At 68.4% G+C, this 13664-nt stretch carries 13 protein-coding genes; 4 read left to right on the top strand and 9 right to left on the bottom strand.

Going from position 1 to position 13664, the window contains the following annotated elements:
• Positions 1-91: 91 nt before the first annotated feature.
• Entirely contained in the window at positions 92-250 is a 159-nt protein-coding gene (locus tag ASE52_RS25945) for a hypothetical protein (protein ID WP_158004161.1), read from the bottom strand.
• Between ASE52_RS25945 and ASE52_RS13215 the strand changes: the two genes are divergently transcribed.
• Genes ASE52_RS13215 through ASE52_RS13200 form a run of 4 tightly spaced genes read left to right on the top strand, consistent with a single transcriptional unit; the run spans position 249 to position 5194 of the window.
• Positions 249-1445, top strand: coding sequence for an imelysin family protein (locus ASE52_RS13215; protein ID WP_057226641.1), 1197 nt, complete (start codon positions 249-251; stop codon positions 1443-1445). The two genes, ASE52_RS25945 and ASE52_RS13215, sit on opposite strands and share 2 nt — an antisense overlap.
• 2 nt (positions 1446-1447) lie before the next feature.
• Positions 1448-2938 carry a di-heme oxidoredictase family protein gene (locus tag ASE52_RS13210; RefSeq protein WP_057226639.1) on the top strand — a complete coding sequence of 497 codons (1491 nt, stop codon included), beginning with the start codon at positions 1448-1450 and terminating at the stop codon, positions 2936-2938.
• Positions 2935-4065, top strand: a complete 1131-nt coding sequence (locus ASE52_RS13205) for an imelysin family protein (protein WP_140426229.1) — start codon at positions 2935-2937, stop codon at positions 4063-4065. Before ASE52_RS13210 ends, ASE52_RS13205 begins: the two co-directional genes overlap by 4 nt.
• On the top strand, positions 4058-5194 hold the full coding sequence (locus ASE52_RS13200; protein WP_057226636.1) for a DUF1513 domain-containing protein: 1137 nt from the start codon (positions 4058-4060) through the stop codon (positions 5192-5194). Before ASE52_RS13205 ends, ASE52_RS13200 begins: the two co-directional genes overlap by 8 nt.
• Before the next feature lie 121 nt (positions 5195-5315).
• Here ASE52_RS13200 and ASE52_RS13195 read toward each other — a convergent pair whose 3' ends face one another.
• The 8 genes from ASE52_RS13195 to ASE52_RS13160 form a co-directional block, all read right to left on the bottom strand.
• The gene (locus ASE52_RS13195) at positions 5316-5570 is read right to left on the bottom strand and encodes a zinc ribbon domain-containing protein (RefSeq protein ID WP_029414052.1); all 255 of its coding nucleotides are present in this window, start codon (positions 5568-5570) and stop codon (positions 5316-5318) included.
• Between the two features lie 3 nt (positions 5571-5573).
• The gene (locus ASE52_RS13190; RefSeq protein WP_241776995.1) at positions 5574-6308 is read right to left on the bottom strand and encodes an OmpA family protein; all 735 of its coding nucleotides are present in this window, start codon (positions 6306-6308) and stop codon (positions 5574-5576) included.
• Positions 6308-6892 (bottom strand): hypothetical protein, encoded by a 585-nt coding sequence (locus ASE52_RS13185; protein ID WP_241776994.1) that lies wholly within the window; start codon positions 6890-6892, stop codon positions 6308-6310. Before ASE52_RS13185 ends, ASE52_RS13190 begins: the two co-directional genes overlap by 1 nt.
• 88 nt (positions 6893-6980) lie before the next feature.
• Positions 6981-7490, bottom strand: a complete 510-nt coding sequence (locus tag ASE52_RS25940) for a hypothetical protein (protein ID WP_158004160.1) — start codon at positions 7488-7490, stop codon at positions 6981-6983.
• A gap of 17 nt (positions 7491-7507) precedes the next feature.
• Positions 7508-8314, bottom strand: a complete 807-nt coding sequence (locus ASE52_RS13175; protein ID WP_241776993.1) for a sel1 repeat family protein — start codon at positions 8312-8314, stop codon at positions 7508-7510.
• Positions 8311-9474 (bottom strand): hypothetical protein, encoded by a 1164-nt coding sequence (locus ASE52_RS13170; RefSeq protein WP_140426227.1) that lies wholly within the window; start codon positions 9472-9474, stop codon positions 8311-8313. The genes ASE52_RS13175 and ASE52_RS13170 overlap by 4 nt, the downstream gene beginning before the upstream one ends.
• Positions 9475-9550: 76 nt before the next feature.
• Positions 9551-10009 carry a hypothetical protein gene (locus tag ASE52_RS13165; protein WP_057227233.1) on the bottom strand — a complete coding sequence of 153 codons (459 nt, stop codon included), beginning with the start codon at positions 10007-10009 and terminating at the stop codon, positions 9551-9553.
• 63 nt (positions 10010-10072) lie between these two features.
• Positions 10073-13651: a hypothetical protein gene (locus ASE52_RS13160; protein ID WP_241776992.1), complete on the bottom strand. Its 3579-nt coding sequence runs from the start codon at positions 13649-13651 to the stop codon at positions 10073-10075.
• Positions 13652-13664 lie beyond the last annotated feature (13 nt).

The following is a 13664-nucleotide window of genomic DNA, read 5'->3' as shown; positions in this document are numbered from 1 at the left end:
GAAGGTTTTGCGTCGGTTCGATGACAGACGTTTCCAGCCAGTGGTCATGGATTTGGCAAATACGAATCACTACCATTTGTATAATCCCTCCTCAGTCCTGCCCACCCAGCCACTCGTCTGTGCCCACGCTTGCGCGCAGGCCCCGTCCAGCCAGTGCGGCCCCGCCACCCCCATCCATCCTGCGCGGCATCACCACCGGCCTTCGGCCGTGCGTGCGGCGGCCCGCGTGATCCTCTGGAGACCACTGCATGACATTTCCCTCCCTCAAGACGTCCCTCGTGGTGGCTGCACTGTCCGTCTGTGCGTACAGCACTGGCGTGGGCGCACAGACCGTCACCCCGGCAGCAGCCCCACAGGCCCAGACGCCGCAGGCCGTGACCACGCACTACGCACAGCTGGTGCATGCCAACTACGCAGACACGCTTGCCAGCGCCCAGGCGCTGCGCGAGGCTGTGCAGGCCTTCACGGCCAAGCCTTCGGCCGACACGCTGGCCGACGCCCGCAAGAAGTGGCTGGCTGCGCGCGAGTTCTATGGCCAGACCGAGGCCTTCCGTTTCTACGGCGGCCCCATCGACAACGACAACGGGCCTGAGGGCCGCATCAACGCCTGGCCCATGGACGAATCCTTTGTGGACAGCGTGCAGGGCAAAGCCAATGCAGGCCTCGTGAACAACCGCAAGTTCGCCATCACCAAGAAGAACCTCGCGGCCCAGAACGAGCGCGGCGGCGAGGAAAACATTGCCACCGGCTGGCACGCCATCGAGTTCTTCCTGTGGGGGCAGGATCTGTCGGACACAGGCCCAGGCAACCGCAACTTTGAAGACTTCGTGGACGGCAAGGCCCCCAACGCAGACCGACGCCGCCAGTACCTGACCGTCGTGACCGACCTGCTCATCGACGACCTCACCTCGCTGGTGAAGGCCTGGGCACCGGATGGCAAGAACAACTACCGCACCCGCTTCGTGAAGGGCGGCCAGGAGTCCGTGCGCAAGATGCTCGTCGGCCTGGGCTCGCTCTCGCGCGGCGAGCTGGCCGGCGAACGCCTCGAAGTGGCCCTGAACAGCCAGGACCAGGAAGACGAGCACTCGTGTTTCTCGGACAACACCCACCGCGACGCGGTGACCAACGCCAAGGGCATCCAGAACGTGTGGCTGGGCGAGTACCAGCGCGCCGACGGCAGCGTGGTCAAGGGCGCATCGCTGCGCGACCTGGTGGCCGCCAAGGACGCGGCGCTGGCCGACAAGACCACGAAGCAGATCGCGGCCTCGGTGGCTGCCGCCGAAGGCATCCAGGCACCGTTCGACCGCGAGATCATCGGCGGCAAGGACGCCCCGGGCCGCCAGCGCATCCAGAAGACCATCGACAGCCTCACGCAGCAAAGCAAGGACCTCGTCGCCGCGGCCAACGCGATCGGCATCACCAAGCTGACCCTGGTCCAGCCCTGAGCATGAAGCCTGCGCAAGCCATTGCCCGCCGGCGCACCCTGCGCCTGACGGCAGCCAGCACCGCCATCGTCGCACTCGCCAGCTTCGGCGGCTTGGGCCTGCAGTCGTTGACGGCGGCGCCCCAGCCCGACCCGCTGGGCGAAAAAACCGGCGGCGAGACCACGGTGTTCGCCACCGGGCGCAATGCCTTCTCATTCCCGGCCGCCAACCTGACCGACGAGGAGCGCACGCGCTTCGTCATCGGCAACTCGTTCTTCCGGCGCAACTGGGTGGAAGCACCCGCCTCCACCAAGGCGCGCGACGGCCTCGGCCCGCACTTCATCGCGCGCTCGTGCGGCGGCTGCCACGTGCAGGACGGCCGGGGCGAGCCGCCAGCGATCTTCAACCGCCTGGGCGAAACGAAGGACCCCACGGTGGCCCTGCTGATCCGCCTGTCCATCCCCGGCACCGACGTGCACGGCGGGCCGGTGCACGACCCGGTGTACGGCGACCAGTTCAACAACGCGGCCATCCAGGGCGTCAAGCCCGAAGGCCGCGTGACCCTGCGCTACGACACCATCAAGGGCAAGTTTGCCGACGGCACGCCCTACACGCTGCAAAAGCCCATCTACGGCTTTGCCGACCTGGGCTACGGCCCCCTGCACAAGGACGTGATGACGAGCCCGCGCATCGCGCCGCAGATCATCGGCGTGGGCCTGCTCGAAGCCATCGCCGAGGCCGACATCCTGGCCAACGCCGCCGATCAGGCCGCCGCCCCCGGCCCCATCAAGGGCGTGCCCAACAAGGTGTGGGACGGGCCCGCCGGCCGCATGATGGTCGGGCGCTTCGGCTGGAAGGCCAACGTGGCCACCATCGCGCACCAGACGGGCGGCGCCTTCCTGGGCGACATGGGCATCACCTCGCGCCACTTCGCGCAAGAGGCCTGCACGCCCACGCAGAAGGACTGCCTGGCCGCCCCGAGCGGCAAGAGCGGTGGCGACCAAGGCCAGCCCGGCGTGGAGATCGACGACAAGACCCTGGCCGATGTGATCTTCTACCAGGCCACGCTGGCCCCGCCCGCGCGCCGCAACATCAACGATGCGCAGGTGCTGCGCGGCCAGGCATTGTTCAGCCAGGCCCAGTGCGCTACCTGTCACCGCCCGAGCTACGTCACCAAAGAGGGGCCGTTTCCGCAGCTGACGAGCAAGGCGCTGAGCGGACAACGTATTTTTCCGTACACAGACCTGCTGCTGCACGACATGGGCGAGCGCCTGGCCGACGGCCGGCCCGACTTCGGCGCCAACGGCCGGCAGTGGAAGACTCCTGCGCTGTGGGGCACGGGCCTGATCAAGGACGTGAACGGCCACACCCGATTGCTGCACGACGGGCGCGCGCGCGGCGTGCTGGAGGCGGTGCTGTGGCACGGCGGCGAGGCCGAAGCAGCCAAGGACCAGGTGCTCAAGATGAAGAAGACCGACCGGGATGCGCTCGTGAAGTTCGTGGAGTCACTATGAAGCTCAACACCCCTCGGCGCATGCTGCGCGCCAGCCTCTGGCTGGCGGCCCTGGCCCCTGCAGTGCTGCCTGCGGTGGCACAAGCGCAGCTACCCGCCGCTGCCCCAGCCTGGCAGCGCAACGCCGTGCCGTTCTACGACACGGTGCATGCCCTGCAAGGCATCTACAGCCACTGGGCCCTGCCACGCGCACAGGACTTTGACCGCGATGCCCGCGCCCTGGTGCCCGCCGTGGCGGCACTGTGCCAGGCCCCGGCGGCAGACGGCAAGGCCGCGCTCGAGTCCGCACGCACCGCCTGGCAGGCCACGGCTCGCTCGTGGGAGCAGCTCGCCGCTGTGTCCGTCGGCCCGGTCATCGCACGCCGCAGCCAGCGCGTCATCGACTTCACGCCCACGCGCCCTGCGCTGATCGACAAAGCCATCGCTGCCCAGCCCCAGGGCGCCAAGGCCTTCGAGCGTATCGGCACGCCCGCCAAGGGCCTGCCCGCGCTGGAATGGCTGCTGTGGACACGCCCGGCCCAACCCGGCAGCCCCGCCTGCAGCTACGCGCACGAAGTGGCCCAGGACGTGGCGCGTGAATCGGCCGCGCTCGCCAAGGCCTATGCCGACGCAGCGACCACCGACTGGGGCGCCGAGGACGAGCAGGAGCAGTCCACCCAGGCCATCAGCGAATTCGTGAACCAGTGGGTGGGCGGCATCGAGCGCCTGCGCTGGGCGCAGATGGACAAGCCGCTGCGTGCCGCTGGATCGGGATCCGGCGCCCGCACGCCGGACTACCCCCGCACCGCCAGCGGCACCACGCTGGCGGCCTGGGCGGCCGCCTGGAGCGGCCTGCGCAGCGTGACCACCCTGCCCGCCAGCGCCGACATCCCTGCCGCCGGCGAAGCCCTGGTGCCGCTGGAGATGTACCTGCGCGGCAAAGGCTTGAACCCGCTGGCCGACAAGCTGCGCCAGGCCACCGACAAGGTCGACGCGTCGATGGCCCAGGTGCAAAAGTCGGGCCTGCAGAACAAGGCGGCCATCCAGCAGACGGCCAAGGACCTGACGGCGCTGAAGTTTCTGGCCGAGTCCGAAGTGGCGCCCGCGCTGCAGGTGAGCATCGGGTTTTCGGACGCGGACGGTGACTGATCTTCTGCACCGCCGCCATGCGCTGGCCCTGCTCGGGGGCCTGGGCGCCTGCGTCATTGCGCCAGGGGCTGCCGTCGCCAAACTAGGTGACCGCGTGCACCTGGCTGCCGCATGGGAACACCAGGGCAGCTTCCACATCGGTGTGCTGTCCACGCAGGACGGCGCCGGGCAGGCGCTACAGGTTCATGCCGCGCTGGAGGTGCCCACCCGTGCCCACGGCCTGTATGTGTTGCCGGATGGGTCGGTGCTGACCACGGCGCGCCGGCCCGGCGACTGGCTGGTGCGCTGGCGGCCCGGCGCAGGCGGCGAGCCCCAGTGGCTGTGGCAGGACGGCGAGCGCTCCTTCAACGGCCATGTGCTGGCCAGCGCCGATGGCCAGCGGCTGTACACCACCGAGACCGATGCTGAGACCGGCGCGAGCTCGATCGTCGTGCGCGACGCCCGCACACTCGCCAAAGCCGCTGAATGGCCCACCCACGGCATCGACGCGCACGAACTGGTCTGGGACAACCGTGCCGGCAACGGCCACGACACCAACCCCACGCTGGTCGTCGCCAACGGTGGCGTGCCCACCGCGCCCGAGACCGGCCGCGTCAAGCGCAATCTGGACGCCATGGACTCATCGCTCGTGCGGCTGGATACCCGCACGGGGCGCCTGCTCGGCCAATGGCGCCTGCCGGACCCGCGCCTGAGCCTGCGCCACCTGGCCTGGAGCCCCGACGGCACCACGCTGGGCATTGCGCTGCAGGCCGAGCACGACGACCCCGCCGCCAAGGACGCCGCCCCCGTGCTGGCCCTGTTCGACGGCACGGCGCTGCGCGTGGTGGCGGCGCCGGAGCACATCACCCAGAGCATTCACGGCTACGGCGGCAGCATGGCCGCCACCCCCGCCGGCTGGGCCGTGAGCTGCCCGCGCGCCCACGGCATCGCCACGTTTTCTCTGCAGGGCGAATGGCAAGGCCTAGTGCCGCTGCCCGAGGTGTGCCCGCTGGCCGTGCACGGCGGCGCATTGTGGGCCGGCGGGCTGGCAGCCAGCCTGCAGGATGCGCAGGCCGCCGCATCTGTGATGCACCCGCATGGCCAGACCCTGCAAGGCGCACGGCTGGACAACCACTGGGTCGCTGCCTGATTTTTAGATGAAAACAGGCCCTGGCGCTTGTTACATAAGCGCCAATAGCTACTAAAAATATAGCAACCGGATTACCGTCTCTTGGCGGTAGCGCACCGTGTGTTCGCGCGCTTCAGGGCTATCACCGCCCCGTAAACATGAAGTACGCCAGCACGCACACCGCCAGCGCCACGATGAGCTTGGCGATCCACGGCGTGACCAGCCACGCGCCCAGCACCATGGCCAGGCGCCCCCACAGGTGCGGGGATTGCAGCGCATTCGGTTGTTGTGCAACGGGCGGCGCATTCCTGGCTTGTATCGGATAGCCGCAGGAAGGGCAGACCGGCGCCTGAGAGGACACTTCACGACCGCATTCAGGGCAACGGATGAGGGCCATGGTTTACCTGCCTTCCTTCCTGGGCACGCCGATCAGGATCTGCACGCGCCGGTTGAGCTGCCGGCCTTGCGGATCGTCGCGCCCATCGGGGGTGGTGTTGGGCGCGACCGGCTCGCGCTTGCCCCGGCCTTCCACGCGCGCCTGGCGTTGGGTGTGCCGCTGCAGCGCACGCGCGACGGCTTCGGCGCGGCGCAGTGACAGCGCGTCGTTGTATGCGTCGGTGCCCTTGCCGTCGGTGTGGCCCAGCACCGTGAGCGGCGCGGTGGCGTAGCTCTTGATGAGCTCGGCAGCCTTGTCCAGCGACGGTGCGGCGTCGGCACGCAGCTCGGCCTTGTCGAAGTCGAACAGCACGTCGGCCGGCAGGTCGATGGAGATCGCCTGCTCCGGGGTCGGCCGGGCCTTTAGCTCGACCAACAGCGCGCGCGTCTGCTCCAGCCGCTCCCTGGGCACCTCGGCCTCGCGCAGGATGGTCTGCGGCCCGGCGCTGCGCTGCAGCGTCGTGTCTTGCGTGCGGCTGGCCAAACTGCTGGAGAGCTCCTGCTTGCGCAGCGTGGTGGCGGGCGCGCCTGACGCGGGCACAAGCCGCGTGGGCACATCGGCAAGTGCCCGGCCGCTGCGCACCACGTCTTGCGCTGCCGCGGGCACCACACATACCAGTGCCGCCAGCGCCAGGCACGCGTCAGCCCACCCGAGCATGCAGGCACGCACAGGGCGATCCGCCTGCGTTGGTTGCCGCATCAGCCGCCCTGCAACGGCAGGTCGACCACCAGCCCCGGCGCCACGATGTTGTCGCCCTGGTTGCCGTCGTTGAACACGAGCTTGAGCTTGCGCGCCGAAGGCGCCACGGCGCCCATGAAGACCAGTTGGCCGTCCAGCGTCTCGCCTTCGCGGATGGTGATGTCGCGGTTGTTGTCGGGCCGCTTGATGTGCAGCCGGGCACCGCTTTCGTCCTGCAGGTAGGTGTCGGCCAGGGCCAGCATGGTGGTGTCGGTAATGCGGTTGGCGAACGAGATGCTCACGTCGAGCACCGTGGCGTCTGCGCCAATCTCCACGGCTTTGACACGCACCGTAACGCCAGCAGCCGCCACGCCCTGGATGGACAGCGGGACCCGCTTGGGCGCCGCTGCCGCTGCGGGTGCTGCGGCGGGTGGGGGTGCGGGCTGCGCTGCAACCGGCGGTGTGGTCGCAGGGGTGGCCGCGGGCGCAGCGGAGGGCGCTTCGGGCAGGCGCTCCTTGCATCCCGCCAGCAAAAGGGCTGCCGTGGCCACGGCCAGGGCTGCGCCCTTGCGCCGAACGGGCCATGCCAGGCGGGGTGAAGTCAAGGTGTGTGATGTGTCCGACGGAATTTTCATGGTGTTCTTTGCAATGCTCTTGCAGTGGTCGGGTGGAAGGAGGTGGCGGGCGCCGCGCTCAGCGGATGCGGATGCTGTTGGTCTGGCCCGTGGTGCCATGGCCCTGCGGCAGCTGCTCGGCACGCGCCGGGCAATCACTGGTTCGCACATCGCTGGCATTGCGCCCCTGCACGATGACCGTGCGACCGTCCAGGCGCGCGCCCGATACGTCCACGCTGTTTACCGATGCCGTGCCATCCGCAGCGCAGCGTGTGCCGGACGCGGTATTACCCGACACCTCGATGCGATTGCCTGTGGAGGCACCGCTGGCAGCACTGCCGGAAGGCTGCGCCGGTGCTGCAGGCCATGGCACAGGGTTCGCGCGGCTCTTGCGGGGAGCCTCCACCGGCTCCACACCCACCGGCCCGATGGGCCCGACCGGTCCAACCGGTCCCACGGGGCCCGCAGCACGGGCCGCAGTGCTTGCCAGCAGGAGCGCGAACAACACCACAGCACCACAGCGCGATGCCCGGGCCACCGCATCCGCGCAGCTCCAGACCAGCCGGTGGAACAATGGAGCGCCGTTCATAGTGTGAGACTTGGGCATCAGGGCGGGGCCTTGCCGGGCGTCCCGGGGAAAGTGCTGCTGGGCACCGCCGCAGGTGCTGGCACACCCGAGGGCGTGCGGGGCACCGCCGACATGCCCGGCAAGCCCGAGCCCGGCCGAACGGCCCCGGCTGCTGCGGGCCGCAAATCGCCGCCTTTGTCTGTGCCATCGCCGGCGGCCTGGCGCTGAATGCGCGCTTCCAGCTCCGACGCAAAACGCTCGGCCAGCGCCACCTCTTCCACGGCCATCTCAGCGCCAAGTTCATTGATCACCGACAGCACATTGCGGTGCGTGCCGGTGTCGGGCTGCGCCATGCGCTCCAGCAGGCGTGCGTAGCCCAAGGCCCGCACGTTGTCTTTGGGCACACCCTGGCCCTTGCGGTTCATCTCTGTCAAACGCTGCATCGCGCGGGGGTCTCCGCGCACGGCGGCCAGCAGGTACCAGCGGTAGGCCTGCCCCATGTCGCCCAGGCCGGACCGGGGGTTTTGGTAGGCATCGCCCACGAACGACAGCAGCTGCGGGTTTTGCGTGTTCAGGGCTTCCCGTTTCAAGCGCTCCAGCTCGTTGCGGTAGATCGGCCCCTGGCAACCCAGCTCGGCCACGCCACGCTCCAGCGCCTCGTTGCAGGATTCCAGAAAGCGTGCACCCGCCGTGGCGCCCGGCGCCGCCTGCTGTGCCGGGGCGGGCCCGGCTGACGGCGTTGGGGGACCGGCTGGCGGCAACTGCGCAAAAGCGGGTGCGTGTAAGGCAACGCCCATCACCAACCAGGGCGCCCAGCGGTAAAGCATGCTGGCGCCACGCATCATGTGCCAGCCTTCGCGCCCGCTGGCGCCGCACCGCCCGGAGCGGGGGCCGCACCAGCCAACGCGGGGTTCTGCGCCGTGTCCCAGGCCATGGGCACGCCAAAGAACAGGGGCTCAAAGCCTTGCCAGGTCATCACGTCCACCGGGCCCAGTGCGGCGTACCGCTGTGCGTACACCTTCTCCAGCGCCTGCCGGGTCTCGGCGTCGTATTTCTGGGTGACCTGCACCGGCTCGCCGTACTTGCGCAGCGTGACCTGGATCAACCCGAGCTTGAGTTCGGGCGTCAAAGCGTTGTAGCCCGCGCGCATGTTCTCCACCACCACCGGGTCGGGAGTGCCGTTGGGGATGCAGCGCCAATACGGCGTGTTGGTGGCCTTGCCAACCAGCTCCAGCACACTCAGGTCCACCAGCGTGCGGATGGCCGAGTGGCGCCCCTGCAAGTATTTGCCTTCGAGCTTGAAGCCGAAGGCATCGCCGTAAAAGCCCAGGCTGGCGTTGTCTTCCGAGCTGAAATTGAGCACCTTGACCACGTTGGAGGCCTGCACCTGCGGCACCATCTGCTGCGTGGCAAAGCTCACCAGGTTCAGGTCCAGCGCCAGGGCCGAATAGATGGCCGTGCGCTTGATGTCGCCACCCAGCGTGACCTTGCCATTGCCCTTGCCAAACTCGATACCCGCCGAATTCACACGCCCCGCGCCCGCAATGGCACGGTCAAACTCCGTGAGCGCGCCGGTGATCAGGAAGTCGGGCATGGTCACACCGAACTTGGCGCCCAGCTGCGCTTGCGACACCAGGTAGTCCGGGTGGTAAGGCACATAGACCACGCGCGCACCAATGCGGTTGACGGCCGTGCGCACCATTTCCGTGATGTCTCCGGGAATCTCGGCGCCCACCAACGGGCTCGACAGGTTGGTGGCATCCAGGATGCTGCGCGTCTGCATGTAGATGACAGGGTCGCCCTCCTTGTAGATGTCGAGCATGCGACCGAAGCGGCCCAACGCCAGCGCATAAGGGCTCAGGTTGGTCACCGGCAGCAGCTTGTCCGCCTCACGGTCTTGCAGCAGTGTGTTGGCGTCCTTGAGCGCGTTCTCGGTGGATGCACAACCGGCCAGGGTGGCCACCGCCAGCGCCAGCGCTCCCCATCGCAATGTTCTTTTCGTCATGGTTCTTTGTTGTCGTGGTGGTATCAAAAGCCCCGCTCTCTCGGGGCTGCAAAAGCTGTAGATGCGCTGTTGCGGTTCAACGCCGCGAGTTGAGGACCGTGATGTTCTCCACGCCCTTGCCTTCCACATAGAGCGTCACGTTGCCGTTCACGTTGCCCTGGATCACGGGGCTGGCAATGCGCAGCGTGCCGTCCGCACCCCGCTGTATGTCGGAGTACGTGGAACGGATCACGATGTTTTTCTGCCCCTCGGGCAGCTTCAGCGTGCCGTCCGGCTGGACCAGGGCACTTTGGTCCACCAGGGTGTTCTGCGAAATCGCACGGTTCACGCGTGCTTTGGCGCTGACCGATGGATAGACCCCATCGTTGAGCCGCACGCCACTCTGGGCCATGTCCTTGTAGGCGCCCAGCTGCTCGCCGTAGTTCACCATTTGGGCCTGTACGCCCGCGCCCAGCAGCGCCAGCGCCCCGGCCCCCACGCACACTCCAAGCGTGCGCAGTGCGCGCCCCGAGGCAGTTCTGTTCAGATATTTCATTGCCACTCCTTCGTCCACAGAAAACCAAAAAAAGGGCGCCATTGCGCGGCCGCCGAATAGCCTCTACATGCTCAGAATATTCACGGCAGGCAACACCGTGACAGACTGGTTCACCACGCCCGTGGAAGGGATGGTGTACGTGTAGCCAGGGTTCGCGGCAAACGGGGTATTGCCCGCCACACCCACAATGCCGGTAATGGCGCCGCCCACGTTGCGCACGCTGCCGGAGGTCATGCCTGCTGCAGCGGCCGACATGTTTCCAACGATGGTCACCGCGCCCGTGATCACGCCCTGGTTGACCACCGAGTTGGACACGCCACCCATCGCTGCTTGCCCCTGGTTGCCGGCGATCACGACCGTGCCCGCCATCACGCCGTGGTTCACGAGCGAGTTGACCGTGCCACCCATGGTGGCGCCGCCCCGGTTGCCTGCAATCAGCACCCGGCCCGAGAGCTGGCCCCGGTTGTCCACGCTGTTGACAGTGCCACCGCCCGTGGCGTTGCCCTGGTTGCCCAGCACCGCAACTTGCGCACCGGCCATGCTGCCGCTGTTGTTCACACCGTTGACCAGGCCACCGCCACTGGCCCGGCCGGTGTTGCCCGCGATCAGGACCTGGCTGCCCTTGATGGAGCCCGAGCCTGTGACGCTGTTGACCTTGCTGCTGCCACCCTGCGCACTGGCCTGGTTGCCCAGGATGGTGATGTTGGAGCCGGTGATGCTGCCCTCGGCGCGCACGCTGTTGGCCAGCCCGCCGGTGGCCGAGCCCGCATTGCCAATGATGGTGATCTGGCTGCCCGTGACGCGGCCACCGCCCACCACGCTGTTGATGGCCCCGCCATCGCGCGCCGAGCCCTGGTTGCCCAGGATGGTGATGCTGCCGCCCTGCAAAGTGCCCGCGATGTCCACGCTGTTGGCCACCCCCTGCTGTGCCGAGCCTTGGTTGGCGGCCACGGTGACCGACGAACCGGCGAGGCGCCCCCGGCCCTGCACACGCACGCTGTTGGCCAGCCCATCCTGGCCTGCTGCGCGTGCGCTGCCCTGGTTGGCCACCACTTGCACTGAGCTGCCCTGCAGCGTGCCATCAGCCTGCACACTGTTGGCCAACGCTGTGCTGCCCTGGTCGGCCTGGGTGGACACAGCCGTGTTGCCCGCCAATAGCGCCTGCACACCATCCACACGCCCACCGGCGCCTTGCGAAAAGCTGTTGGCTGCCGCCAGGCCCTCGGTGGCCTGCACGCGCCCCGCCGAGTTGCCCGTCAGCTGCAGGCTGGCCGCACGCAAGGTCCCCAGCACCTGGACCGCGTTGGCATTGGCCTGGCCCACGCCTTTGCCAAAGGCCACAAAACCACCCACGGTACCCTCACGCCCCTCGCTGCGCACATTGGCTGCGGTGTTGCCAGCGAGCGTCAGGCTGCTGCTGTCCACGCGACCCTGGGCGTTGACTGACAGCGCGTTGGCGTTGATGCGGCCACCGTCGGCGTTCAATTGCCGCGCCGTGTTGCCGACCACCTGCACGGTGCTCTGGGCCAGCGCCGTGGCACCGGAACCATCCATGTAGAGCCCGTTGGCGATCAGCACCCCATTGGATTTGGCCCCCAGGCCCAGCGCCTGTGCGCCACTGCCAGCGGCGCGGATGTCCTCGCCGGTGTTGCCCGCGATGACCACGGGGCTGCCCTGCACCCGTGCACCACGGTAGGCCGACAGTGCATTGACCAGGGCGGTGCCTCCGGGCGCGTGTACACCGCGCGCGGTGTTCCCGGCGATCAACCAGGGGGATGAGGCATCCACCAGCGCCCCATCGTGCAGCACGAGGGCGTTGGCGGCGGCCCGGGCGCGGCTTTCGCGCCCGGCCAGACCGCCCGCACCCGACACCGAATCCGCAGCAGTGGTCATGTCCGTGGCGGCATTGCCCGTCACAACACCTGCCGCCGAAAGCCGCGAGGGCGCGCCTGCACCGTTTTCGAGGGCAATGCTGTTGGCCAGCAGCGCGCCGCCGCGTGCATTCAGGCGCGAAGCGGTATTGCCCGCCAGGGTCAGTGTCTGAGCATCCAGCTGCGAACCCGTGACCGCCAGCGTGTTCGCCAGCGCGGCCGACTGCTGGCTGGCCGAAAACAAAAGGCCCCTGCCAGCCTGCGCCGCATAGCCAGTGGACTGCACCCCATCGGCGCGGTTGCCCGCCAGGGTCAGGGTGGTGTCCTGCACACGCCCCTCGCTCACCATGGCCGTGTTGGCCGCCGCCAGGCCACCCGAGCCGGTGATCGACTGGCCCTGGTTGCCGCTGAGGGTGATGGCAGCCCGCTCCAGCGTGGACTGGTGGTCCGCCACCACGGTGTTGGCCAGGGCGCGTCCATTGCGTTCCAGGGCACCTACCAGGCCACCGCCAATGGTGCCCGAGCCCCCAGCCGTCCGCACCCTGTCGGCCACGTTGCCTGCCAGTAGCACGTTGCCACCGCGCACTGTCGCGTTGTCCAGCCAGAGACTGTTGGCTCCTGCGCCACCCCCGGTCGCAACCACATCGCGGGCCTGGTTGCCACTGAGGCGGTGCACAGGCCCTTCAGCCAGTTCGCCCCGGGTCACGGAGATGGTGTTGGCCAGGGCCGAGGCAGACACCCGCACATCGGCCAACGCCCCACTGAGGATGGAGCCTTCGCCGCCCCAGGCTTGCACGTTGCGTGCGGTATTGCCCGATACGCCCGCCTGGTACCTGGCCGAACCGGCCAGTTTGTGCTCGGAGAAGCTGATGCTGTTGGCCAGGGCGCTGCCACCCGTTGCGATGACCTGGGCCGCCTCGTTGCCCGCCAGGGTGAGTTGGGCATTCTTCAGTTCACTAGACGCCAGGGTGACCGCGTTGGCAGCGGCCACCCCCGTCAGATCGACCTGGGCAATGGTGCCACGCCCCACGCCCGCACTACCGCCGCCTGCTCGCACATCTTCTGCACGGTTTGCGGTGTGCAGGACGCGGGTGTCCACCAAGACCGAGCGGGCCGCTGTGAGGGCATTGGCGAGCGCAGATCCGCCAATGGACGTGATACGCCGGGCCTCGTTGCCAGCGAGCGCCACCTCGGAATTGCGCACCTCGGTCGCATCCAGCAGCACGCTGTTGGCCGTGGCGCGGCCGGGCATCTGCAGCGACCCGGTGCCCAGCAGCACCTCGGATTTGGCACCGAAAGCTGCCACATCGGCCGCGCGGTTGCCCTGCAACAGCAAGCGGCTCGCGGTGAGCGGCTTCGTGCCTGTGGCGCTCGCGGCCAGCACCATATTGGCCGTGGCGGCGCCGCCCAGCGCATGCACAAAACCCGTCACCTGGTTGCCCAGCACCTGCACCTGCGACTGGCGCACATCCATCGCCGCCAGGCCAATGCCATTGGCCTGCGCGGTGCCAGCCAGATCAACACGCATCCCGGCATTGGCGAGGGCCGAGCCCTTGCCGCCAGTCGACACCACGGGGCCCGTGGACCGGTTTCCGTGCACCTGGATCTGGCTGCCCGCATCCACCTGCGTGCCGGCGCTGTTCTTGTGCCACCCCACGCCAGCCAGCATGGACTCCTGGGCCCCCGCACGCATCGGCGCCAGGGCCACGGAAATGCCGACCAGCCATAGCGCGGCCGCTTCATGCGGTTGCGTCTTGCGCGTTGTGTGCACTCACAGCTCCCAG

Source organism: Acidovorax sp. Root275, from assembly GCF_001428965.1.
Lineage (GTDB): Bacteria > Pseudomonadota > Gammaproteobacteria > Burkholderiales > Burkholderiaceae_C > Acidovorax > Acidovorax radicis.
Note: the sequence above shows the minus strand (reverse complement) of the source record. Positions and strands in the feature narration are given on the sequence as shown.